We start from the raw sequence: 23208 nt of genomic DNA on the forward strand, positions 1-23208 counted from the left end.
AGAAAAATCGCTGTTTCAAACAGCAAAACCTTAATACAAAATGAAAAACAAAGGATTTATAGTTTTCCTAACGATACTGATCTCATTGCTCTGTATCTATTATTTGTCATTTACTTACATCTCACAAAACATCCAAAAACAGGCTATTGAAGCTACACAGGATAGTGATGGCAGCACAAACGTAGTGGAGAAACAACGGTATCTTGATTCCATCTGGAACGAACCCGTTTACAATCTCCTTGGTATTGACTACACATTTAAAGAAATCAAGGAAACCGAGCTCAATCTTGGTCTTGATTTGCAAGGTGGAATGCACGTTACCCTTGAAGTTTCACCTATCGATATAGTGAAAGGTTTGAGCGGAAACAGCGGAGATGCTGATTTCCTAGCTGCACTAGATCAAGCTAAACAGAATGTAAGAGGCACTCAGCTAAATTTTGTTTCAGAATTCTATCGAGTGTTTAAAGAGCGAGCACCTGGAAAAGAGCTTGCTCAGATTTTTGCTACAGCAGCTAATAGAGGAAGGATAAGCCTTCAAAGCACCGATGCTGAAATTCTTGATATCATCAATACAGAGGTAGAAAGTGCAATCGATCGTTCATTCAATATCTTAAGAACAAGAATTGATCGATTTGGTACTTCACAGCCAAACATCCAAAGGCTTCAGGGTACAGGCAGAATCCAAATAGAGTTGCCGGGGGTGGACAATCCACAGCGAGTAAGAAAGTTACTTCAGGGAGTGGCTAAGCTTGAATTCTGGGAAGTGCACCAGCAACAAGAGGTAGCACCTGTTCTTGTCTCTATTAACTCTTTGATTGTTGAGGAGATGAAGAAAAATCCATCTCAGTCAATCACAGAAGAAGAGCAGCAAACAAAAGATGACATCACGGCTTTATTAGGAGGTGATCCAGCTGATTCATTGGTAACTGATGAGTCTGACTCGCTTCAAAAAGCACAACTAGATTCTTTAATCAGCACCAGAAATTCTCCCCTTTTCGATCTTATGGTCAATGCCCCTCAATTCGGAGGGTTGATTTACAATGTGAAAGACACTGCCCAGATCAACCGTATTCTTGAGCGCGAAGATGTGCAAGCAGTGATTCCTGCAACAATGAAATTTCTATGGGATGTGCAGCCAAAGGATAAAGGAGAAGACCTTACTGGCCCAGACCTTTTGGAACTGTATCCTATCAGAACCAACAGAAGTGGTAAGGCTACATTGACTGGGGAGACCATTTCAAGTGCGACTGCATCCTTGAATGAGCGAGCTGAGCCAGAGGTTTCTATGCAAATGAATGCAACTGGCTCCAGAGTTTGGGGTAAAATGACACGAGAAAATATCGGCCAGCGAATTGCCATTGTATTGGACAATTATGTGTTCTCTGCACCGTATGTAAGAGGTGAAATTCCGAACGGTAGTTCATCAATTTCAGGCGGATTCCAAACTATTGAAGAAGCTAAAGACCTTGCTAACATCCTAAAAGCAGGATCACTACCAGCTCCTACAACAATCGTTGAGGATGTAGTAGTAGGACCGACCTTGGGTAAGGTGGCACAGGATCAGGGACTGAACTCGATTATTCTTGGTTTGGTCATCGTGATCATCTTCATGGTGGTTTACTACGCTAAAGGAGGCTTGATTGCCAATCTGGCTCTATTCTTCAACGTCTTCTTCATCATGGGTATTCTCGCACAGTTCGGAACCTCGCTTACACTACCAGGTATTGCAGGTATTGTTCTTACCATCGGTATGGCCATTGATGCCAACGTACTTATCTTCGAAAGAATCAAAGAAGAGCTTAGAAATGGCTCTGGACTAAAAGCAGCGATTTCTTCGGGATATTCAAAAGCATACTGGTCGATTTTTGATGCGAATGTGACAACACTAATCGTTGGACTTATTCTGTTCACATTGGGTCAGGGGCCTGTAAAAGGATTTGCGATTACACTAATGATCGGTATAGTATGTTCATTCTTCAGTGCCGTATTCATCACAAGAGTTATCGTAGAAGCATTCTCCAAAAAAGGAGATAACTCTAAGCTGACCTTTGCGAATGCTTTTTCTAAAAATGCGCTTACGAATCTGAATTTTGACTTTCTAAGCAAGCGAAAATTTGCTTACCTATTCAGCACTATTTTCATTGGAATTGGAATAGTGGCAATGATTACGAAAGGCATAACGCTGGGTGTTGATTTCAAAGGTGGTAGATCTTATGTGATCACATTCGATGAGGCTAAGAGCCCTACCGAAATCAAAACATCCCTAAATAATTATTTCGAAAATGCGGGTACTGAGGTAAAAACCTTTGGTGCACCAAATATTCTAAAAGTGACAACTTCATTTAAAATAGATGATGAAAGTGATGATGCGGATGCTCAGGTTAGAGACGAGCTAATCAAAGGTCTATCTGAGAGCACCGGACTTACTTACATAGCTGATGGAGCACAGTTGAGCGATGGCAACTTTACTATTTCAAGCTCATCCAAGGTTGGAGCAACGATTGCTGATGATATTAAAAACTCATCGTACAAATCTGCTGTATTTGCACTGATTTGTATCTTCATCTACATCGTATTCCGATTTAGAAAGTGGCAGTTTGGACTTGGGGCAATCATCGCATTGTTCCACGATACGCTGTTTGTGCTTTCAGCCTTTGCCATTGCAAATATGTTCGGCGTTTCATTTGAGGCAGATCAAGTGTTTGTGGCCGCAATATTGACCATCATCGGTTACTCTATCAATGATACGGTGGTAGTATTCGATAGAATCAGGGAAAATATGGGTATCAAATCTGGATCAGAGCTTATCCCTGTTTTCAACGAATCACTTAACAATACAATCAGCAGAACATTTATTACTTCAATCACAACATTGATTGTGGTAATCATCCTGTTCTTGTTCGGTGGTGCGGTACTTCAGGGCTTTTCTTTCGCCTTGCTAGTAGGTATCATCGTGGGTACTTATTCTTCCATTTTCATTGCTACACCAATCGTAGTTGACCTGAACAAGAAGAAGAACTAGGTATTTAGTACGATCCTGTAGATCGGTAAAAGCCCCCATTTTCACATATTGTGGATGGGGGCTTTTTTGTGCCACATTAGTATTTTCTTTAAATTCATGGAACCAATCACAATTAATCAATGGGCAAGTATCCAGTCTATGCCATTTTGGCGCTGATTTTCATCGGAATAATCAAACTCCTTCAGGTTACAGCTTTCGATGCAGAGAAGTATACTAAAAACAAAAAAGCCAGCTTTTCTAAACCTATTGAAACCAAAGTAGCCAAGGCTACTGAACAAACTGCAAAACCTGTTTTGAGCGCTGCTGATGACAAAAAGGAAGACTCAAAAACCACTCCTCTTGTAGTTGAAGAGACAAAAACGGATTCTACCAAGGATGCTGCGCCAATTGTGGAGAGCGCTGGTTTTGAGGAAGAAAAACCAGTAGAAAAGAAATCCAGGGCAGTTAACTCTGACGAATCATTGGCCTTTTTAAAGAATAATTATCTCGCTCCAATTATTGCAAAACTTCCAGCAGGACAGCTTAGGGAAGACGTGGTAATTAGGTACTACAGGCATGATCAGGATGGAGACAAAGTATATGCTTTAAAAGAGCTTGGCTACTACATCCACGAAAAAGAAGCCAATGAAACGGCAGGGCTTGGCAGTAATGTTCTCTATTACGGCAATGACGTAAGAATCGAGGATATTAAAATCGTGGCACTCACGCTGCTCGAAAAAGGACTACCTCTAAAATCCATTGAGCCTACTCGATTTGACTGGAAATCAACATCTATTGAAATAGGAACCGATGTGAATCTGGTAGACGCTAATAACTTATCCTCTGCTCAAGTAACGAATTTCACAAAATAATTACCCCTTTCTGGGTATTGTCTTTCAAAGAGGTATTGGTGAACTTTAATCAAACATTCACCAATCATGCATACTCACTACATTTCCTGGTGGAACCTTGAAAATCTATTTGATGAAAAGGACGCACCTCTTTCACGAAGACCAGATGATCTGAAAAGAAAAATTCAGGCAGATCTTAAAAACTGGACCCCTGAGGTACTCTCGAGAAAAATTACACAATTAGCCTCAGTCATCAATCAGATGAACAATGGCTTGGGGCCGGACATTCTCGGGGTATGTGAGGTTGAAAATGCTCATGTTTTAAATCTCCTGATCAATAGCCTCCAAAGTGGGAGAAATTATGGCATCATTCATCACGACATGGGAGATAAGCGTGGTATTGATGTGGCGTTTATCTATGACCAGAACAGGTACACTTTCAACTCAAATGAGTTCTTCCATCATACTGTAGTGAAAAGATATCCAACCAGAGAAATAGTTCAGGCCACTGTCGTGAGTCAGGCTACTGGAAACGAAATCATACTTGTAGGCAATCACTGGCCGTCACGTTCGGCTGGCCAATATGAATCTGAGCCATATAGAATCATTACAGGAGAAACACTGAGCTATTTTATAGAAAGGATACAGGAGGTGAAAGGTAATGATGCTGCCATAGTGGTGATGGGTGACTTTAATGACGAGCCATTTAATAGGTCCCTCACGGATTATGCTCAAAGTGTAATGGATCGGGATAAGGTGGTTTACGGAAGAAATCCCTATCTGTATAATCTAATGTGGCCTTTGCTTGGCCAACGAAAAGCAAGCTATGTCTATAGCGGTTCACCCATGATGATAGATCAGTTTATGGTTGGGAAAGGAATTGCAAAAAAATCAGGAAAATATGTTCTGGAGGAGTCTTCTGTAAAACTCGAAATCTTTGATGGGATGGTGTCAGGAAGGTACGACACTCCCGTTCGTTTTGGTCAGGAAAAACCAAATCTGAATGGATATAGTGATCACCTCCCCATCTCTTTTATGCTAGGAGAAAAGTAAATCAATAGGTTATTCGGAAACCCTGAAAGTTTTCAGTTGTGACTTCCTCACAATGCACTTTTTCAACCCTTGCAAACTGAGGCCCATGTTCACACCACTCCTTAAAAATCTCAAGCTTCTCCCTTGAGCCTTCCGCAACTATCAACACACTTCCATCAGGCTCATTCCTGACCCAACCTTTTAATCCCAGATCATCAGCTTTTCCTTTTGTAGAAGCTCTGAAGAACACACCCTGCACCTTCCCAACGACCTGTATACGATAAGCAATCATATCGACTTTTTGGCCAGCTTTGCATGCATCTCTCCTGCTTTCATCAGCGCAGCACTTCCATACCATGGGTGAAGCTCCATCACCAACCTACCTGCCTGAATCGCCGGATCTGTTTTGGTCAATTCTTCCGCTTCCTCTATGGTTTCGACAGCAAAAATGTAGATTCCCTTCACCTCCCAATTATCAAAAAAGGGCCCAGCCATCACCAGTTTTCCTTCTTCTGCCATGCGAGTAATATTATCCAAATGCGCTCTTTGGAGCTGAGCTGCTTCAGTAGAATCCTGATCTCGGTTTGGGCCCTCTTTCAGAAGAGCCATCACATATCTTCGCATGCCATAGTCATCCGCACCAGTTTCCATAGCAAGTAAGGAGTCGTATCCTCCAAGCTCACCTGATTCTGTTGTCGCTTCATCCATCATAGCAGCATTAGGCGAATTATCGCATGCTACAATACCTAAAACAATTAATGAAAGTAGAATGATGTTTTTCATGGGAAATAAGTTTTTCCCAATTTCAACAAATCAGCCCTCTTCTGCAACCACTTCTTTTACTTCGGGTACCATCCGCTTCAGCAGATTTTCAATGCCGTTCTTAAGCGTTATAGTTGAAGAAGGGCAGCCACTGCATGATCCCTGCAGCGTTACAGTAACAACCCCATCCTTGTATGAGGCTAGCTTTATCGCTCCGCCATCCATCTCTACAGCCGGTTTGATGTATTCTTCAAGTACACCCTTGATCTTGGCCTCAGCATCATCACCCGTAAGTTCTTCATCAATATTATCCTTAATTTCTTCAGTGATAATATCATTCCCTTTAGTAAGAAAATCTTTGATGAACTGCTGAACACCAGCTTTCACTTCAAACCAATCTGTTTCTTCCTTTTTCGTAACGGTGATGAAGTTGCTCATATAGAAAACTCCGGTAACGAAATCAAAATTTTCAAACAGTGCCTTAGCTAAAGGCGCCTCCTTTGTAGCCTCTACATTTGGATAGTCTCTGCTGATCCCTTCCGGCATCAACATAAAATTCACCACAAACTTGAGAGAGTTGGGGTTGGGGTTTGATTCTGTATAAATATTCACCACTCTGGGTTCCTGAGTCGTCTGCATAGTCTCCATGTTTAGCAATACAATTGCAAAGTTCGTAGAAAAGTTCGAAAGTGAAGTGAGGGTTATTCGTTAGATAGTTACCATACTTCTATAATCGTTATTTATCACCCTAAATCAGACAAGTTATGGTTACTAAAAAATCACACATTACAATTTACCTTGGAGCCCTTACAGCAGTCGTGTTAGGCTTATCCATTTTGATATCAATGCTGATACTTGCTTAGTCTACAGGAGTCAATTCTCCTTCTGACTTAGCAATGAGTGTAGATACTGTGGCATCACCAGTAACATTCACCACCGTTCTGCACATATCCAGAAATCTGTCAACCGGAAATATAATTGCGACCCAAGCTGGGTTTAATCCTACAGACTGTAGAACCACGATCATCATAATCAGTCCTGCGCTAGGAACTGCCGCCGCTCCAATAGAAGCTAGCGAAGCTGTGAGTACAATGGTCAACTGCTGTCCGATGGTCAGGTCGATGAAGTGAAGCTGAGCCATGAAAATTACCGCAACAGCCTGATGAAGGCTGGTACCGTCCATATTCACCGTGGCACCAATTGGAAGGACGAAACTTGATATTTTCCTAGGCACCCCTAGTCCTTTTTCCACACACTCCATGGTCACCGGAAGTGTAGCCGCACTGGAACTGGTAGAAAAAGCCAGGAACTGTGCCGGACTCATCTTCTTGAAAAATCCTGTGTAAGAGAAATCTTTAGTTAAAATTTTAAGAATGAGCGGGTACATCACGAATACCACAAAAAACAATCCGCCCAGCAGGGTTAGAGAATAAGATCCAAGGCCTAAGAAGATTTCAAAAACCTCCGCAGGAGTATCGGCCATCTTGGCTACCACACCCGCCAATAGTGCGAAAACGAAGAAAGGTGCTGCCTTCATCACAATATCCACCATTTTCAGAAAGACGGAATTGACCGCATCAACAAAACCAACCACAGGCGCCACCGTTTCCTTTGGTAACAACACGATGGTAACGCCGAAAAAGATAGCAAAGAAAATTACCTGCAGCATTAGCTGATTATTGGATATGGAGAGAATGATATTCTCCGGTACCATATCCACAACAAATTGCAGTGGCGAGCTTTCTTTAGTCTCTTCAGCTTTTGCCATCTTGTCTTCCAGATTTTTACGCTCCTGCTCAGACATCTCTCGCTCGGATTGAGCTTCTGTCAAAAACTTATTGTATTCCGGATCAGACAAAAAGGACTTACCATCCTGTGAAAGCCCCATGTTGTTGTCTTGCAACCATATCTCGTAAGAAAGCCTGTTTTTTATTCGCTGTGTCTCATCTACATGTGAGCCCGGCTTTATCACATTTACAAAAAGAAGTCCTACTCCAATCGCTAAAAAAGTAGTGATCATGTAGGCAAATATAGTTTTAGCTCCAAGTCTACCAAGGCTTGAGACATCACTCAATCCTGAGATGCCATTGATGATGGAAAATAGAACCAGAGGTACCGCAATGAACTTCAACAGCCTAATAAATATGGTACCGAAGGGGTCAATCCAATTAATCGTAAATTCATTCCAGCCCAGAGAACTTGATGCAAACGCCCAAATAACTCCCAACACTAAGCCTATAACAATTTTGGTATGTAGAGGTAATTTCTTCATTGAATATTTAGTCATTTACGTGCTCTTTAATCACTTCTTTATCAATGGCATTTTCCGATGACGCCACAACAACCGACACTGCTGCATCCCCACTGATATTGATCATCGTTCTGATCATGTCTAATATTCGCTCAGGTGCCATGATCAATGCAATTCCGGCTGCTGGTATGCCAACAGCTTCAAGCACGATTACGAGCATAACTAAACCTGCTCCCGGAACCCCAGCGGTACCGACAGCTGCCAATGTGGCCGTTAGGACAATCATCAATTGTGAACCAAGTGATAAATCCAAGCCCAATGCCTGTGCAATGAAGATCGCTGAAACGCCCTGATAAAGGCTTGTACCATTCATATTTATGGTCGCTCCGAGCGGCAAAACAAAACTCGCTACCTCCTCGGAAACGCCTAAGTGTTTTTCCACTCTTTCCATTGTCACCGGGAGTGTGGCAGTACTGGAGCTGGTACTAAATCCCAGGAGCATGGCAGGGCGCATCCCTTTGAAAAAATCTAAAACATTTACGGTTGAAAACATTTTAAGCAACAATGGATAGATGGCTACCATCATGATAAGCATCCCTGCGATCACAGTCAAGGAATACCACAGAAGTGCGTAAAGTAGCTCCCATGCTTTGCTCGGGTCATCGCCAGCTATTTCAATCATCAAGGATGCAATCAAACCAAATACTCCATATGGAGCAATGAGCATGATAAACTCCACTACTTTGACAATGACGTCATTGAGGCCATCGAAAAATGCTATAACCGGAGCACCTTTTTCTTTCGGCACTTTCAAAAGCGCTATTCCAATAATAATCGCAAAGAACACGACCTGTAGCATAGCGCTATTGCTGGTGGTGGCGAGAAAAATATTATCAGGAACCATGTCCACAAGCGGCTGCAGTGGGCCTCTGGATTTCACCTGCTCTGCAAAATCTATCTTACCTGCTGCGTTGGTATCGTAAAGTTCCATCAGGTTGGTGCGGGTCTCTTCTGGCAGCTTGTGCCCAGGCTTTACAATCGCAACAATTGATAGCCCAATAGTGATGGAAATGATAGTGGTTACGATAAATATCAGAAGTGTCTTACCTCCCATTCTCGTAAGTTTTGATATGTCGCCAATGTTGGCAACACCGATAATCAGAGAAGCCAAAACAAGTGGAACGGCAATCATTTTCAATCCTCGAATGAAGATGGTTCCTATAGGTTTGATATAATCGATTGTGAATCCTGATAGGCTTGGAAATTGGATACAAATCATTCCAAAAACCAACCCAAGTGTCATTCCTATCAAGATCTTGGTGTGCAGGGGTAACCTTTTAATCATCTGATATTTTCAAGTTAGGTACTTGTAGCTAATGTGTTAGCCTCGCAATTTATTGGTTTGAGCCAATAAATAGAAATCTATCATGACAAGAGCCGACATTGCCTCCACAATTGGCACGGCGCGGGGTACTACACATGGGTCATGACGTCCTTTGCCAGTCGCTGTAGCTTCATTTCCGTCTTTATCAATGGACGGTTGATCTTGCATGATGGTCGCCACTGGCTTGAAAGCCACATTGAAAAAGATGTCTTCTCCGTTTGTGATCCCTCCCTGGATGCCTCCGGAATGGTTTGTGGCTGTTTGAATTTTTCCTTCTTTATTTTGGATGATGTCATTGTGCGCTGAGCCACTCATCTTCACTCCTTCAAACCCACTGCCCAGTTCAAACCCTTTGACAGCATTGATGGAAAGCATAGCATGACCTAGAGCAGCGTTTAGCTTATCGAAAAGAGGCTCACCCAAACCCTTCGGAACACCCTGGACAACACCTGTTACCACTCCGCCAATCGTATCTCTTTCCTTTCTCACCTGATCAATAAGATCAAACATCTGCTCTGCCATTTTCTCATCCGGACATCTAACTGCATTGGTTTCTGTTTTTGATAGATCGAGTTCTTTGTGGCCTTTTCCAAGTTTCAACTCTCCCACCTGAGAGACGTATGCATGGCATGAAATGTCAACTTGATTGAGTATCAACTTTGCAATAGCTCCTGCGGCAACCCACCCTGCTGTAATCCTTGCAGAGCTTCGTCCTCCACCTCGATAGTCTCTGATTCCATATTTCTCCTGATAAGTGAAATCAGCATGGGATGGTCGATAAATATCTTTTATATGATCGTAATCCTTACTTTTCTGATCTTGGTTTTTGATCAAAATGGTAATGGGCGCTCCTGTGGACTTGCCTTCAAAGACTCCTGACAGAAATTCGAAACCATCTGGTTCTTTTCGTTGCGTTGTGATTTTTGATTGGCCCGGCTTCCTTCGATCAAGCTCTGACTGAATGTAATCAGCGTCAAGCTCTATTCCGGCAGGGCAACCATCGATAACGACACCAACGCCTGTCCCATGAGACTCACCAAAAGAGGTAATCTTGAAAATGTTTCCTAAAGTATTGCTCATGCGACTATGCTGTCTTTTTAAACAGCAGATAGGTTGTGAAGCCCAGAGTTAAAACGATAAAGATATTAACTAAGATGGTAACCCAATCATTTCCGTCCAGAGCTTTCAGGTCATTGTCTGCTCTGGAAATCTCATCATAGAAATCCCCAAGGTCATTCGAGGCAATGGATAAGTTCTTTCGACTTTCACCAGTGACATTAAGTGTGTATTTAGACTTTAATGTATCGTAGGAGTCTGTGGTTGGATTGAAAAACACCCATGAAAAAAAATCTGAAAGCTTGTACTCACCGGGCTCACTTGGTATCCCATAAAAATCATAGCTTTTCACACCCTTTACTTTGCCCCCTGCTCTATTGACCTGCTGAGTTACGTTTGGAGCGTAAAAGTCAAACTCATCACCTCCGTTTGGATTCGGTGCTTCGATGGCGCTAATGTTGCCTTCACCCATAATATTAAAAGAGTAATTGAAGCTTTGACCGGTAGCTAAACTTTGTGTGCTCAGTTTTTCATCCAGCTGATAATTCCCCACCGCTACCTGATCTCTCAATGGGTGAGGAGGAAGCTGTTTCACCTTCACGCTCTTCTCTTTCGAATAAAATGTCTGATAGTCTTCCTGGCGGTTTCTTCCAAAAAAAGATGGGTTCTTGGCTACCTTATATTTTATCATTTTTAGTCCAATGGAAGGGAATTGAATATCCTGAAGTGTCAGAGGATAATAGGCTGTTTGATAGATTTTATATCGGGTGTACTTTCTGTTAGCAATCGTCACCGGATCACCGGAAATTTGATCGATGCTAAAATTCTCCTCCCAGCAATTGCCGGGCTTTACTGTTTTTACAATTTCAGTAATCTGGTTTGCCAAATCATAGAATCGCATCTCCGCTCTGTTCGATTCAGCCACATAGAAGGCGAGCGTTGCAGTAAATCCTTCGCCTACATAAACTTCGTCTTTATCAAGCGAAAGTGCAACGAAAGCATCTGCTTTAATATCCACAAACTCTTCCGGTTCTGACCTGCTGCCAAACATATCCTCGAAAGGATCTCTCCCAAACGGTGACTGGCGAGCCTGGCGCTGGACAGCTTCACCTACAACAATCTGAGTACCCTCGGATTTTATTTCTTTCCCATTGATGGTCATGAAAAATGGTTCCAGAAGGAAAGTGCCCTTATCACTTGCCTGATAGTTTTGTGTCAGGCTCTGCGTTGAGGACATTCGTCCGTTTACGTAGTTTGTGGTTGTTGACGAAGAAGTACCTCTTTTTATAAATCCTTCAATATTTGGGAAGTCACTATACTGCTTCAACCGATCATTTTCTACCTGAATAGTTACGGTAAAATACTGATTGACACCTATCTCATTTTCGCCTAACTTGATGGAAACATCCTGGGCGAAAATATTTGTAGCAGATACTAAGACGATAGCACAACCTATCAAAAACTTGTTCGTTAATTTCATAGCAGCCGCAAATTTTTTACTCAAACTAAATGTTATAATTAATCACTTGTCAGTCCCAACGCCAAATTTAAGGTGTGGGTTTGATCATTAACAATTATTCACATGCTAGAGTACTTTAAAACTATTTTATCGAAAGTGAGCTTTGATAAACGGCTATTTGAGAAAGAGCTGAGGAAGGCGATCAAATCTCTGGTTCCTGACGAAGTGTATCAACTCAAAGAGTGGTGTTATCAACAATTTGGAAGGCAGTATCAACCTATACTGGCCAAATGCTTTGCCTAAATAAAAAAAGCCCCGACTTAGATTAAGTCGGGGCTTTCCTTTTCTATGTCAAATTTTTATTTCTTCTTACTCTGAAATTTCTTTAGAATTTGCTCCATATGCTTTCCGGCAGCTTCACGTCCACCAAGCCCATACGACAAAGCGACAGCAACTGCTATAGCACCTAGTGTGAGTCCGAAAGCCAGTTCTACGATACTGTTTGCAATGCCCATGGTTCGCAAGGCGATGGCAAGAAATAAACCAATGATTGCCACCCGGGCAATTCCTGCTACGAATGAATTTTCTCCGTTGTTATTCATGGATTTGAAAATGATCGATGCAAGGAAATTCCCCATTACCAAAATGATCAACCCGAAAAGAACATTACCGGAAAGATTTAGGATAGTATGAAGTACCTCAGCCAATCGATCCAGTCCAAGCATCTCAACACCAGAGATCACTCCAAAGAAAACCATGAAGAAAAAGATGATGTTTGCAACGATAGTTGAAAGCTTCTGCTTACCAAGCACTGATTTCAACTGAAGCTTTTCAATAAGCTTATCTATTCCAACATTAGCCAGCAAATCCTTTACAAAAGAGGTGATAAAGCGACCTCCTACCACGAAAATTGAAATGATCAATATTGCTCCGATGATATTCGGAACAGAATCGAGCATTTGATGCAACACGTTATTGGCGGGGTTGGTAATTGCCTCCAGATGAAGCGCATTCAGCCCCTGGATGATGAATGGAATGAAGATAACAATGAAAACAACCTGTTGAATAAAATGAACTAGTTTGTCAGTCTCCTTGAAGCCCATATTGTTGGCCAGGCGATCAAAGAAACTTCCGGCCATTTTCACCAGATTCGAAATGAACTTTGCAATGATGTAACCAATGAATATGATCGCACAACCAGCAAGAATATTTGGAATGAATCCCAAGAACTCATTCAGCATATTTCTGATAGGATCCAGCACATAGCTTACGCCGAGCATCTCCAACACAATCAAGAGTATGATTAGCATCAGGATGTAATACACCAGATTGGCAATAAACTTATTGGTGTCTAGAATGGTATTCCCCAGAAGGCGCTCATCCCATTCTGTTTTCTTCATTAGGCCGTGCACTACTTTTCTGATAAGTATTGCAAATAGCCAACCTACAATTAATACAACAATAGCGCCTACTACTCCCGGTAGTGAGTCACTAATGGTGTGTATCAATCGCTCAACGTAATCAGGCATATTCATGGTTAAATTGGTTTTGTTAAAAATAATCTTCTCTTAATCCAAAGATAGACATTTTGGTAACCAACTGTAATACCTGATGTATTTGATTAATCCATCACTCTGCCATCCTCCAGCTGAATGATTCTGGAGCCATATTCAGCAAATTTCTCATTATGTGTTACCTGAACGATCGTCATGCCTTCTTTGTGAAGCTGCTTTAGCACATCCATCACCTCTTCACCTTGAGAAGAATGAAGATTTCCGGTAGGTTCATCAGCCAGAAGTAGTTGGGGTTTTCCAATGATGGCTCTGACCACACCAACCAGCTGCTGCTGACCACCGGAAAGTTGCTCAGGAAAAAGATCTTTTTTAGCTACCATGTTGAATCGGTCGAGCATTTCTGCAATCATGCTTGCCCGCTCTTTTCCTTTTACGCCACGGTAGATTAAAGGTGTTTCGATGTTTTCGTAAACAGTGAGTTCGTCAATCAGGTGGTAGGCCTGGAAAATGAATCCTATGTGCTCTTTATGAATTCGTGAAATGCGCTTTTCTCTGAGCTTATGCACAGGTTCATCCATGAAGTAATATTCACCCTCGGATGGTTTATCCAGCATGCCAATGATATTTAACAAAGTGGACTTTCCTGATCCGGAAGGCCCCATTATACTTACGAATTCTCCCTGCTTGATTTCCAAGTCCACGCCCTTCAAAATAAAGGTTCTTTGGTACTTAGATTCAATGAATTTACTTACGTCTTTTAGGTTGATCATTTATTTGAGTTTTTTGACAAACTAAACCTAACGAAATCATTTGAATTTGGATGCACTATCCGCATCAAAGCAGCTCATTTGCCAGATTGGCCAACTCTGATCGCTCACCTTTTTCAAGGGTGATGTGAGCAAACATTGGATGATCTTTTATCCGGTCAATCAAATAGGAAAGCCCATTGGATTGGGAATCCAGATATGGTGTATCAATCTGGTAAATGTCTCCTGTGAAAATAATCTTGGTATTTTCTCCTGCTCTTGTGATAATGGTTTTTACCTCATGTGGCGTCAGGTTTTGAGCTTCATCCACAATAAAGAAAATATTGGATAAACTACGCCCTCTGATATATGCCAGTGGTGTAATCATCAATTTTTCCTGATTTACCATGTCGGTGATCCGGGTAAATTCTTTGTCGTTTTCCCGGAATTGGTGCTGGATAAACTTCAGGTTATCCCAAAGTGGCTCCATATAGGGATTCAATTTTGATTTGATATCTCCTGGCAAATAACCAATGTCTTTATTGCTCAATGGCACAATCGGTCGTGCCAGATATATCTGCTTGAAATTTCTTCGCTGCTCCAGAGCAGAGGCCAGAGCCAAAAGTGTCTTTCCTGTTCCAGCTACACCATTGATACTAACCAGCTTTATTTCAGGGTTTAGCATAGCGTGCATGGCGAATGTTTGCTCAGCATTTTTAGGCTTTATCCCATACACCATTTGCTTTTCCACCTTCTCCACCGTATCCTCCGTTGGATTGTAATAGCCTAGCACCGAGTTTTTCTCGCTCTTGAGAATGAAGTAATTATTAGCAGGGAATTTCTTCCTCACCAAGATCTTCTTTCGGTCAATCACATTCTTTTTGAACAGCTCATCGATGTGCTCTGAGTTGATATCCTCCAGCTCTGTCTTTCCAGTGGTGAGCGTATTTACGTTCTTGATTTTGCCAGTCTCATAATCTTCTGCTGGAAGTTCGAGTGATTTTGCCTTCAGTCTCAAGTTGATGTCCTTGGAAACCAGAATTACTTTCCGCTTTGGTTCCTGCTCTTTTACGGTAAGTGCCGCATTTAAAATACGGTGGTCATTCTTTCCATCATTGAAGATTTGAGTGGCATCAATGGTGCTGTCAGAGTCCATGATAACTTTGAAGCAGCCCTTAGTTTTTCCGTTCAGGGGAATCCAGTCTTGCAAGCTATGATCCTTGGCCAACCGATCAAGCAATCGAATAAACTCTCGTGCCTCGAAGTTTTTGGTATCGTTTCCTTTTTTAAACTGATCCAGCTCTTCTAACACTGTGATGGGGAGCCCAACATCATGCTCTGCGAAATTTAAGATGGAATCATGTGAATAAAGGATGACCGAAGTGTCGAGTACGAAAATCTTCTTCTGCTTGGTGGTTTTTGCCATGCGAATGTGTGGTTTACATTTCCAAAAAGGATCATCCGTAATATTGGAGTTTCACCTGAAAAAAAGAAGTGAAACCTCAGGAATTTGAATAAAATTATTCGGTCGGCAGGAAAATATCGCCACCTTCTTTTGGCTCAATTTTTAAAGCACCGGATAAAGCCAGATGAATTAACTTGTTAGAAGCAAGCTTTTTATTTAGCCCACTTAATTGAGTGTATTCGTTAAGGGTAATGCCCGGGTGACTTTCAAAATACTTGAACAATTCCATTGTTTTTTCTTCAATCTCAATGGGCCTATTTATTCTCTTACTTTTTTTCAAAATCTGCCGTACCTCGTAGCTGGCTTGTATTGAGTGATCGGCTACACGAACGAACGCCTTACCATATCTGTGCTTCTTTTCTAAAAAAGCAAAATGTGGTTTGTTCTCACTTTCAGAGATGTGGTAATGCAGAATTTCTACGTCCTTTATCTGAAGCAATTCCACTTTAAATGATACAGCAGGTCTACAAAGTTCTTGGATAGCTTTTGTGAGGACATACTCTTCATCTTCTGGATATTTTAATCCTGCCAGTGTGCCATCATCATTCACACCGATAAAAAGGTGTCCGCCGTTTGCATTGGCAAAAGCCACCACCTCCCTGATGATTTTTTCAGGGTGTGCTGCCTTCTTTTTAAATTCTACAAATTGGCTTTCTCCTCCTCGGATTAGCTTGAGTACCTCTTTAGCTCTCTCATTCATCATCCCCCATTTCTGGCATGGAAAACATGCTTGTAAACAAATCTTTGAATTGCATCCCCTGCTCCAGCTGATGCTTGCTGAGCATACTGTATTCTGCCAATCCGAATAACGCGAATTCCATCAGAAAGTACTTGAATCCTTCGTGGGATGTTTTCTGATATTTATTTACAAGCTCCTCCAGCCCAGGAATGTTTTTCAGCTCTTTATGATATTCCTTCTGCTTAGCATCAAAGGTCAAATCTACCATGTTCCCTTTTTCAAACCACTCTTTAATTGGCTCATACGGATTTCCTTTTTCCTTTTTCCGTTCTTTTTCAGGATCTGGGAAGTAATTGATGAATTGTGAGCGGATGGCTTTACCAACGAGGTTATTGGCTACAATGCCCGGCCCCTCTTGCTCTCCTTCGTAGACAAGCTCCACTTTACCTGTAATAGCCGGAATGACTCCAATAAAATCGGTGACACGTACACTGGTCTTTTCTTCACCGCTCATCAACATTCTTCGCTCACAAGCACTCACCAGATTCTCATAAGCTGAAATAGTTAGTCTGGCAGACACCCCACTTTTAGCATCCACATATTCGCTTTCCCTTGCTTCCATGGCAATCTGCTCAATCAAATCTTTAGCAAGGTCGAACACCTCCACACCTTCTTGCTGTTCCTTGGCTAGCACGGCCTCCTGGCCGGTAATTTTCTTGCCAATCTCGATAGAGGACGGGTAGTGAGTGATAATCTGACTGTCAATTCGATCTTTAAGAGGAGTCACTATTGACCCTCTGTTTGTATAATCTTCTGGATTGGCCGTGAATATAAATTGAACATCCAGCGGCATTCTGAGTTTAAATCCCCGAATCTGAATATCGCCTTCCTGTAGAATATTGAAAAGGGCCACCTGAATTCTAGCCTGTAGATCAGGCAGTTCATTGATAACGAAAATACCCCGATGAGATCGAGGCACAAGTCCAAAGTGAATTACTCGCTCGTCTGAATAGGGTAGTTTCAAACTCGCAGCTTTGATTGGATCTACATCTCCAATCAAGTCCGCAATGGTCACATCTGGAGTTGCCAGCTTTTCCGTGTAACGTTCGTCCCTATGCATCCAGCCTATTGTGGTGTCATCGCCAAATTCTGCTACTTTATCCCTTGCTAGCTTTGAGATTGGGTTGAGTGGATCGTCATTTAATGGCGCTCCTTCTATGACAGGAATGTATTCATCAAGCAAGCGGGTCATCATTCTGGCCATCCTGGTTTTAGCTTGCCCTCTTAGTCCCAGAAAGTTGATATTGTGTCTGGAAAGAATAGCTCGCTCCACGTCCGGGATAACTGTGTCTTCATATCCCCAGATTCCCTCAAAGATGTTCTTGCCTTCTTTCTTTGATTTAATCAGATTGGCTCTAAGTTCTTCTTTTATGGATTGTGACTTATACCCACTCTTTTTAAGTTGGCCAAGGGTACGAATGGCAAGCTGTTGTTCGGTGCTAATGTCTTTGTATTGCATTAAAGATTCTTTCTTCTGTTTCGTCTATAGTCTTCAAAAATGAGATTACCCAAGCCCTGCAAGCTGCTGTAGTAGGCATTGCCATTGTTTACTTCTGTAAACTCTCTGACAAATTCCTGCAAGTATGGGTCTGAAGCAATCATAAAGGTGGTGATAGGGATATTGATCCTGCGACACTGGGCTGCAAGGTTCAATGTCTTATTTAGAATTTTGGGATCCAACCCAAAGCTATTCTTGTAGTATTTGATGCCTTCTTTCAAGCAGGTCGGTTTACCATCTGTGATCATGAAAATCTGCTTGTTTTTATTCTTCCGTCTGCGAAGCAAATCCATCGCCAACTCCAATCCTGCAACTGTATTGGTGTGATAAGGGCCAACATTCAGGTAGGGCAAATCCTTCACTTCTATCTGCCAGGCATCATTCCCAAACACTATTACATCCAGAGTGTCTTTAGGATATTTTCGTTTGACCAACTCTGCCAATGCCATAGCCACCTTCTTGGCCGGGGTAATCCGATCCTCCCCGTACAGAATCATCGAGTGGCTTATATCGATCATAAGTACCGTGGATGTTTGCGTCTTGAATTCACGCTCACGTATTTCCAGATCGTTTTCCGTAAGAGTTAAATCATTAAGACCATGATTGATTTGCGCATTTCGTATGCTTTCAGTCATTTCAATTTGCTCCAAAGAATCGCCAAACTGAAACTCACGAAAGTCTGAGGTGATCTCATCACCTGACCCAGTATGATTTGTTTTGTGATTGCCTTTCCCAGACTTTTTCAGTTTACCGAAAATTTCCTCCAGCGCACTTTTTCTAATTTCCTGCTCACTTTTAGAAGTAATTCGCAGCTCACCTCTTTCGTTTTTATCATCGATGTAGCCTTTGTTTCTCAGATCATCAATAAAATCTCCAATTCCATAATCTGAAGTGGAGATTCCGTGCTCACGATCCAGGTTGGTGAGCCAACTCAATGCTTCATTGACATCTCCAGAGGTAATGACCAAGAGCTGTAGAAAAATATTGAGCAAATTGTCAAATGCATTTTGCTCTGGATTCTTCTCCGGAATGAATTCAGTAAATCGGTATCCGATCATAGCATTAACTTAACTAAAAACCGAGAAGAATGATTTCCAAACTGCTGGGAATAATGAAATGAGAATTTTTTCCGTTAAATTAACGTTAGATATTCATCAGTAATGCCCGGCAGAAGACCCATATTCGCTTCATTAATCTCCAATCTTTTTTGGGGCACTAGGGATTTTTTATTCAAAGCCACACTAGAACCCGCATCGCCAGAAAAACGAAAAGCAAAAGAAGCTAAGGAAAAAGCTAAGAAGAAAAAGAAAGAATAATCACTATTTCTTAGGCATGGTGCCAAAAACCATGTCCCAAAATGGAGATGAAACTCCAAATGCATTTCCCGGATCTTTATAATGATGGATGCCATGATGCACCCATAGAACCTTCCAGAAATTTTTAGGTGGCTGAAATGCATGCACCATATAGTGTACCCATAGATATGCCGAATAACCCATCAAAAATCCTGGCAAGAATCCAAATACATTGGTTCCCATGATTAGCTGGAAAAGGAAGAAGAATCCAGTAGAAAGAGTCAGACTAAGTGGAATGGGCATAGCCAGACGATCCTTATCCTTCGGATAGTCGTGATGAACACCGTGTACCGTATAAGCAAATTTTTCTCTTTTTTCAGTAGTGGGGGTTAGGTGAAAAACAAATCGGTGCATTACATACTCCACCAAAGTGAAAGACATAAACCCTCCTACAAATAGAAGGATTGCATTGGTTGTGGTGAGAAATGATTCCTGAAAACCATAAATCATCAGGCCTGTAGATATCACTGAGAACACAACCAGCGGAATTGCAATATGCGTTCTAGTAAGCCTCTCCATAAATTTATTCTTGAAGAGAGCTTTAGTTCCTTTAGTATGTGGTTTATTCTTAAGTTCCATCGCTTTGTTTAATTGACGGCAAAATTAGGGAAAAGAAACCCTAATTTTTCACAAACTCTTTGATAATGAATTTTTATGTTTCTCTAAAACGGATTGATAGTAATCCTCGTATTTCGGCAATATGTTATTTACATCAAACTCCTGAGCTCTGGCAAGCGCTCCCTTTTTGAAAGTTTCAAGATTGCCATTGTCCAAAATGTGGATGGCTCGCTCCACCATCGCATCAATATCCCCAACATCACAGACGTATCCCGATACTCCCTCATTGTTTAGCTCAGGGAGACCTCCCGCATTTGATGATATAACCGGCACTTCACAGGCCATAGCTTCCAATGCAGCCAGGCCGAAACTTTCCTTTTCTGATGTCATCAGAAATAAATCACTGACAGACAATACCTCCTCCACTGCTTCCAGCTTTCCTAAAAACCGGATGTCCTCGGTGCAGATTTCGCGAGCCATGTCTTCCATTTTCTTTCTTTCCGGACCATCCCCGATCAATAGTAACTTGGATGGCACCACCTTTCGAAGCTCGCAAAACACTTTCAGCACATCATCCACTCGCTTCACTTTTCTGAAGTTGGAAGTATGAACCACCAGCTTTTCATCATTTGGACAAATTGCTTTTTTAAAGTGCTCTTTAGGTTGCTTTTTAAATCGCTCCAGATCAATGAAGTTTGGGATAACCTCTATTGGTACAGTTACATCAAAATGTTCAAGTGTGTCGTTTTTGAGATCATCGGAAACGGCCGTAACTCCATCAGACTGGTTGATTGAAAAAGTCACTACAGGCTCGTTTGTAGCATCTTTCCCTACAATTGTGATATCCGTACCGTGGAGTGTTGTGATAAAAGGAATTTCATATCCCTTTGTTTTCAAAATCTGCTGGGCCATGTAGGCAGCCGAAGCATGGGGAACCGCATAATGCACATGCAGCAAATCCAGCTTCTCATTAATAACCACATCTACCATTTTGCTGGCTAGCGCAAGCTCATACGGTGGATACTGAAAAAGGGGATAAGACTTTACGCTTACTTCATGATAGTAAAGATTTGGATTGAAGAAATCGAGTCTGGTAGGCTGTGAATAGGTGATGAAATGAATTTCATGACCCTTTTTAGCCAGTGCTTTGCCTAATTCTGTGGCTACCACTCCACTTCCCCCATACGTGGGATAACATACAATTCCTACCTTCATTTAATTAGGTTATTTTCTTCAAGGGTTTTAAACCAATGCAAGAAAGAATAAGTTTCGGTTATGGTGAATTTTTGAGCGATTGATAAATCACATCGTGCATTTGGGTTCGGGTATTGAGCTCTCCTAATTTCCAGTTGTTAGCGTCAGGATAGATTCTGTTTGATAGAAACACGAAGATTAAATCCTCGTCTGGATCTGCCCATACCATCGTACCAGTAAATCCTGTGTGGCCGAAGCTTCGATCACTTGTCAGCGAAGATGCCGAGTCCTTTTTGCCGTCTTTCTTATCCCATCCAAGCCCTCTGCGATTGTTTTCAAAGTGCCTGAAGTTAAATTGATCAAGGGTTTCTTTTGATAAATAACTCTTTCCTCCATAGTAGCCACCGTTCATAAACATGGACATCATTTTAGCCAGATCTGTGGCATTGGAAAAAAGCCCGGCATGACCGGCCACCCCTCCAAAAACCAACGCATTTCGATCGTGTACTTCGCCCCATACCTGATAGTTTCTGTATCGCATATCATACTCAGTAGGAGCGATATTTCTGAAACTTATTCCAGCAGATTTTGGATTGAAGTAAGTGTTTGTCAGGCCCATAGGTTGATAGAAGTTAAGAGCCAAAAATTGATCAAACGACATCCCTGAAACTTTCTCTACAAGCAAATGAAGGATCATAAACCCCAAATCACTGTAGTTGTATTCTCCAGGGTTTTTAATAAGCTTCGATCTTACAATGAAACTCTTCAATGAATCCAGCATACTTGGGTGCGGCTCCAATCCATAGGTTCGGATATCATTGGCCTCATCTTCAGGAGTTTTGTAATAAAATGCATCCAATCGATCCCCATCCATCATCATACTCCAAAAAGGCACATACGACAGCAACCCTGCATTGTGGGCAAGCAACTGCCGAATGGTTACTTGTGATTTGTTGGATTTGCTAAACTCCGGCAGGTACATACTTACTGAGTCATCAAGGTGAATTCGTCCCTGATCAACTAATAAAGCAACTGCAGGCAATGTTCCAACCACTTTGGTAATGGAGGCAATGTCGTAAATCGTGTTGGTAGTGACTGGCTGAAGGCTGTCATAGGTGAAATGTCCGTATGCTTTTTCTATGACCAATGAGCCATTTTTTACCACTGCCAGCTGCATCCCCGGAGTAGCAAATTTTCGAATGGCAACAGTAGCCAGTGAATCGACCCATTGAAGGTGAAGGTCATCCATTCCTTCCCAAAAGGGATCAGTATATCCAATGAATTTTTGATTTGGGATTTGTCTCGCATTGGGGTGTTCTACTCTCCCGCTTATCCCTTCCGCCCCAAAGAGCATCTTTGCGATGATGGCATCCTGACCGATCAAATCTATATCCGGAATAATCAGAGCAGATAGATCCTCCGAACTCATCCTTTTTTTGATGACTATATCACCACTCTCAGTTGCACTATGTCCATGCCTTTGATCCACGATGGCGATCACACCATCCACCCGGTGCTCTAAAACCTGAGCATATTTTTGAAGTCTGGCTTTAAGGTTGTGATCTGTGCCCAGATAAGAAATCACCTTGGATCTAATTGGTAGCCTTTGATCGCCATCAATCGCTGCAATGCTTGAGGTATAAAGTGAACGAGCTAGCGAAAAAGGGAGCTCATAAGCTGGGATAAACTCCACTTTCTTAGATTCCCTGAGCTGTGCATAAAATGAAAACCGACTATCGTCACTCAGCTTATTTCCCCATCTGTTCAGCTTTTTTGTGCTCTCATCCTGGTCTGCAATCCAAATGGTTGGTTTTTCTTCGGCTTCATTTTCAAACTCCCGCTTTGATTCGGGTAGAGAGTGAGATAAAAATGAGTGACTTAAAAAATAGAACGGGGAATGTGATCCGGCTTCACGAATTACCTCTCGTTCATACTTTGAAAAGCCTGTGGAATCCGGTAGCACCATGTGATGAATGCCATTCGCCCGTCCAAAACTTTCAAGAAATCGATAGTAATCCTTTCTTAAATCCTGATCACCAATTGCGGCCAGGGTTCGTAAACTTGGAAGGGTAATACCATCTGTAGGCAGAGGATCGAAGGTCTCGCTCAATTGAAGCGCCACATAGTAGTCTTCATCTTCCAAAAACTGGGTGATAAAATCAGACCATCTTTCAAAATAAAGCGTGGATTGTTTTTGATGCTTGATCGATTTGTAAAAAGAATTGCCGTCTATCCATACCTCCTCCCTGTTTTCTACATCATTTGCAAAAACAGGCACGAACAGAAGTACAAATACTATTCGGATATAAACTCTCATAAACAGCAATTAATCTTAAATTTGAA

Annotated in this window: 20 protein-coding genes; 4 read left to right on the forward strand and 16 right to left on the reverse strand. The window is 41.9% G+C overall.

The genetic code is table 11. The annotated features are described in order from the left end of the window. Positions 1–40: 40 nt before the first annotated feature. From secDF to ACEQZT_RS14995, 3 genes are all read left to right on the forward strand, one after another. Entirely contained in the window at positions 41–3022 is a 2982-nt protein-coding gene (gene secDF / locus ACEQZT_RS14985) for a protein translocase subunit SecDF (protein ID WP_370090267.1), read from the forward strand. A gap of 119 nt (positions 3023–3141) precedes the next feature. After that, a complete protein-coding gene (locus ACEQZT_RS14990; protein WP_370090268.1) occupies positions 3142–3873 on the forward strand; it encodes a hypothetical protein in 732 nt (243 codons plus the stop codon). Between the two features lie 66 nt (positions 3874–3939). Further along, on the forward strand, positions 3940–4905 hold the full coding sequence (locus ACEQZT_RS14995; protein WP_370090269.1) for an endonuclease/exonuclease/phosphatase family protein: 966 nt from the start codon (positions 3940–3942) through the stop codon (positions 4903–4905). A 1-nt stretch (position 4906) separates the two neighbouring features. Here ACEQZT_RS14995 and ACEQZT_RS15000 read toward each other — a convergent pair whose 3' ends face one another. The 7 genes from ACEQZT_RS15000 to ACEQZT_RS15030 all read right to left on the reverse strand — a co-directional run bounded on the left by ACEQZT_RS15000 (position 4907) and on the right by ACEQZT_RS15030 (position 11817). Beyond that, complete coding sequence (locus ACEQZT_RS15000; protein WP_370090270.1) at positions 4907–5176, reverse strand: acylphosphatase; 270 nt, start codon at positions 5174–5176, stop codon at positions 4907–4909. Further along, positions 5173–5667, reverse strand: coding sequence for a YciI family protein (locus tag ACEQZT_RS15005; protein WP_370090271.1), 495 nt, complete (start codon positions 5665–5667; stop codon positions 5173–5175). Before ACEQZT_RS15005 ends, ACEQZT_RS15000 begins: the two co-directional genes overlap by 4 nt. Before the next feature lie 30 nt (positions 5668–5697). Then, a complete protein-coding gene (locus tag ACEQZT_RS15010) occupies positions 5698–6285 on the reverse strand; it encodes a NifU family protein (RefSeq protein ID WP_370090272.1) in 588 nt (195 codons plus the stop codon). Positions 6286–6505: 220 nt separating this feature from the next. Beyond that, positions 6506–7918, reverse strand: a complete 1413-nt coding sequence (locus ACEQZT_RS15015) for a dicarboxylate/amino acid:cation symporter (protein ID WP_370090273.1) — start codon at positions 7916–7918, stop codon at positions 6506–6508. A gap of 7 nt (positions 7919–7925) precedes the next feature. Further along, complete coding sequence (locus tag ACEQZT_RS15020; RefSeq protein ID WP_370090274.1) at positions 7926–9242, reverse strand: dicarboxylate/amino acid:cation symporter; 1317 nt, start codon at positions 9240–9242, stop codon at positions 7926–7928. A 36-nt stretch (positions 9243–9278) separates the two neighbouring features. Continuing rightward, entirely contained in the window at positions 9279–10361 is a 1083-nt protein-coding gene (gene aroC / locus ACEQZT_RS15025) for a chorismate synthase (protein ID WP_370090275.1), read from the reverse strand. A gap of 4 nt (positions 10362–10365) precedes the next feature. Further along, positions 10366–11817 (reverse strand): BatD family protein, encoded by a 1452-nt coding sequence (locus ACEQZT_RS15030; protein WP_370090276.1) that lies wholly within the window; start codon positions 11815–11817, stop codon positions 10366–10368. Positions 11818–11919: 102 nt separating this feature from the next. Between ACEQZT_RS15030 and ACEQZT_RS15035 the strand changes: the two genes are divergently transcribed. Then, positions 11920–12099 (forward strand): hypothetical protein, encoded by a 180-nt coding sequence (locus ACEQZT_RS15035; RefSeq protein WP_370090277.1) that lies wholly within the window; start codon positions 11920–11922, stop codon positions 12097–12099. 56 nt (positions 12100–12155) lie between these two features. Here ACEQZT_RS15035 and ACEQZT_RS15040 read toward each other — a convergent pair whose 3' ends face one another. From ACEQZT_RS15040 to ACEQZT_RS15080, 9 genes are all read right to left on the reverse strand, one after another. Further along, a complete protein-coding gene (locus ACEQZT_RS15040) occupies positions 12156–13325 on the reverse strand; it encodes a mechanosensitive ion channel (protein ID WP_370090278.1) in 1170 nt (389 codons plus the stop codon). A gap of 92 nt (positions 13326–13417) precedes the next feature. Then, entirely contained in the window at positions 13418–14080 is a 663-nt protein-coding gene (locus ACEQZT_RS15045; RefSeq protein WP_370090279.1) for an ABC transporter ATP-binding protein, read from the reverse strand. A gap of 64 nt (positions 14081–14144) precedes the next feature. Then, positions 14145–15482: a PhoH family protein gene (locus tag ACEQZT_RS15050; RefSeq protein ID WP_370090280.1), complete on the reverse strand. Its 1338-nt coding sequence runs from the start codon at positions 15480–15482 to the stop codon at positions 14145–14147. A 94-nt stretch (positions 15483–15576) separates the two neighbouring features. After that, the gene (locus ACEQZT_RS15055) at positions 15577–16224 is read right to left on the reverse strand and encodes a helix-turn-helix domain-containing protein (RefSeq protein ID WP_370090281.1); all 648 of its coding nucleotides are present in this window, start codon (positions 16222–16224) and stop codon (positions 15577–15579) included. Further along, on the reverse strand, positions 16214–17719 hold the full coding sequence (locus tag ACEQZT_RS15060; RefSeq protein WP_370090282.1) for a sigma 54-interacting transcriptional regulator: 1506 nt from the start codon (positions 17717–17719) through the stop codon (positions 16214–16216). Before ACEQZT_RS15060 ends, ACEQZT_RS15055 begins: the two co-directional genes overlap by 11 nt. Beyond that, positions 17719–18816, reverse strand: a complete 1098-nt coding sequence (locus ACEQZT_RS15065; protein ID WP_370090283.1) for a VWA domain-containing protein — start codon at positions 18814–18816, stop codon at positions 17719–17721. Before ACEQZT_RS15065 ends, ACEQZT_RS15060 begins: the two co-directional genes overlap by 1 nt. Before the next feature lie 261 nt (positions 18817–19077). Further along, positions 19078–19632: a sterol desaturase family protein gene (locus ACEQZT_RS15070; protein ID WP_370090284.1), complete on the reverse strand. Its 555-nt coding sequence runs from the start codon at positions 19630–19632 to the stop codon at positions 19078–19080. A 108-nt stretch (positions 19633–19740) separates the two neighbouring features. Continuing rightward, positions 19741–20886 carry an N-acetyl-alpha-D-glucosaminyl L-malate synthase BshA gene (gene bshA, locus ACEQZT_RS15075; protein ID WP_370090285.1) on the reverse strand — a complete coding sequence of 382 codons (1146 nt, stop codon included), beginning with the start codon at positions 20884–20886 and terminating at the stop codon, positions 19741–19743. A 58-nt stretch (positions 20887–20944) separates the two neighbouring features. After that, the gene (locus tag ACEQZT_RS15080; RefSeq protein WP_370090286.1) at positions 20945–23182 is read right to left on the reverse strand and encodes a serine hydrolase domain-containing protein; all 2238 of its coding nucleotides are present in this window, start codon (positions 23180–23182) and stop codon (positions 20945–20947) included. Between the last annotated feature and the right edge of the window lie 26 nt (positions 23183–23208).

Source organism: Ekhidna sp., assembly GCF_964218185.1.
Lineage (GTDB): Bacteria > Bacteroidota > Bacteroidia > Cytophagales > Cyclobacteriaceae > Ekhidna.

What these genes read in the sequence shown, in the direction of transcription:
- aroC (WP_370090275.1), bottom strand. Translation starts at nt 10,361, where the DNA reads ATGAGCAATACTTTAGGAAACATTTTCAAGATTACCTCTTTTGGTGAG.
- ACEQZT_RS15055 (WP_370090281.1), bottom strand. Translation starts at nt 16,224, where the DNA reads ATGATGAATGAGAGAGCTAAAGAGGTACTCAAGCTAATCCGAGGAGGA.
- ACEQZT_RS15030 (WP_370090276.1), bottom strand. Translation starts at nt 11,817, where the DNA reads ATGAAATTAACGAACAAGTTTTTGATAGGTTGTGCTATCGTCTTAGTA.
- ACEQZT_RS15015 (WP_370090273.1), bottom strand. Translation starts at nt 7,918, where the DNA reads ATGAAGAAATTACCTCTACATACCAAAATTGTTATAGGCTTAGTGTTG.
- ACEQZT_RS15070 (WP_370090284.1), bottom strand. Translation starts at nt 19,632, where the DNA reads ATGGAGAGGCTTACTAGAACGCATATTGCAATTCCGCTGGTTGTGTTC.
- ACEQZT_RS15060 (WP_370090282.1), bottom strand. Translation starts at nt 17,719, where the DNA reads ATGCAATACAAAGACATTAGCACCGAACAACAGCTTGCCATTCGTACC.
- ACEQZT_RS15020 (WP_370090274.1), bottom strand. Translation starts at nt 9,242, where the DNA reads ATGATTAAAAGGTTACCCCTGCACACCAAGATCTTGATAGGAATGACA.
- ACEQZT_RS15065 (WP_370090283.1), bottom strand. Translation starts at nt 18,816, where the DNA reads ATGATCGGATACCGATTTACTGAATTCATTCCGGAGAAGAATCCAGAG.
- ACEQZT_RS15045 (WP_370090279.1), bottom strand. Translation starts at nt 14,080, where the DNA reads ATGATCAACCTAAAAGACGTAAGTAAATTCATTGAATCTAAGTACCAA.
- ACEQZT_RS15010 (WP_370090272.1), bottom strand. Translation starts at nt 6,285, where the DNA reads ATGCAGACGACTCAGGAACCCAGAGTGGTGAATATTTATACAGAATCA.
- ACEQZT_RS15050 (WP_370090280.1), bottom strand. Translation starts at nt 15,482, where the DNA reads ATGGCAAAAACCACCAAGCAGAAGAAGATTTTCGTACTCGACACTTCG.
- ACEQZT_RS15035 (WP_370090277.1), top strand. Translation starts at nt 11,920, where the DNA reads ATGCTAGAGTACTTTAAAACTATTTTATCGAAAGTGAGCTTTGATAAA.
- ACEQZT_RS15040 (WP_370090278.1), bottom strand. Translation starts at nt 13,325, where the DNA reads ATGCCTGATTACGTTGAGCGATTGATACACACCATTAGTGACTCACTA.
- ACEQZT_RS14995 (WP_370090269.1), top strand. Translation starts at nt 3,940, where the DNA reads ATGCATACTCACTACATTTCCTGGTGGAACCTTGAAAATCTATTTGAT.
- secDF (WP_370090267.1), top strand. Translation starts at nt 41, where the DNA reads ATGAAAAACAAAGGATTTATAGTTTTCCTAACGATACTGATCTCATTG.
- ACEQZT_RS14990 (WP_370090268.1), top strand. Translation starts at nt 3,142, where the DNA reads ATGGGCAAGTATCCAGTCTATGCCATTTTGGCGCTGATTTTCATCGGA.
- ACEQZT_RS15000 (WP_370090270.1), bottom strand. Translation starts at nt 5,176, where the DNA reads ATGATTGCTTATCGTATACAGGTCGTTGGGAAGGTGCAGGGTGTGTTC.
- bshA (WP_370090285.1), bottom strand. Translation starts at nt 20,886, where the DNA reads ATGAAGGTAGGAATTGTATGTTATCCCACGTATGGGGGAAGTGGAGTG.
- ACEQZT_RS15080 (WP_370090286.1), bottom strand. Translation starts at nt 23,182, where the DNA reads ATGAGAGTTTATATCCGAATAGTATTTGTACTTCTGTTCGTGCCTGTT.
- ACEQZT_RS15005 (WP_370090271.1), bottom strand. Translation starts at nt 5,667, where the DNA reads ATGAAAAACATCATTCTACTTTCATTAATTGTTTTAGGTATTGTAGCA.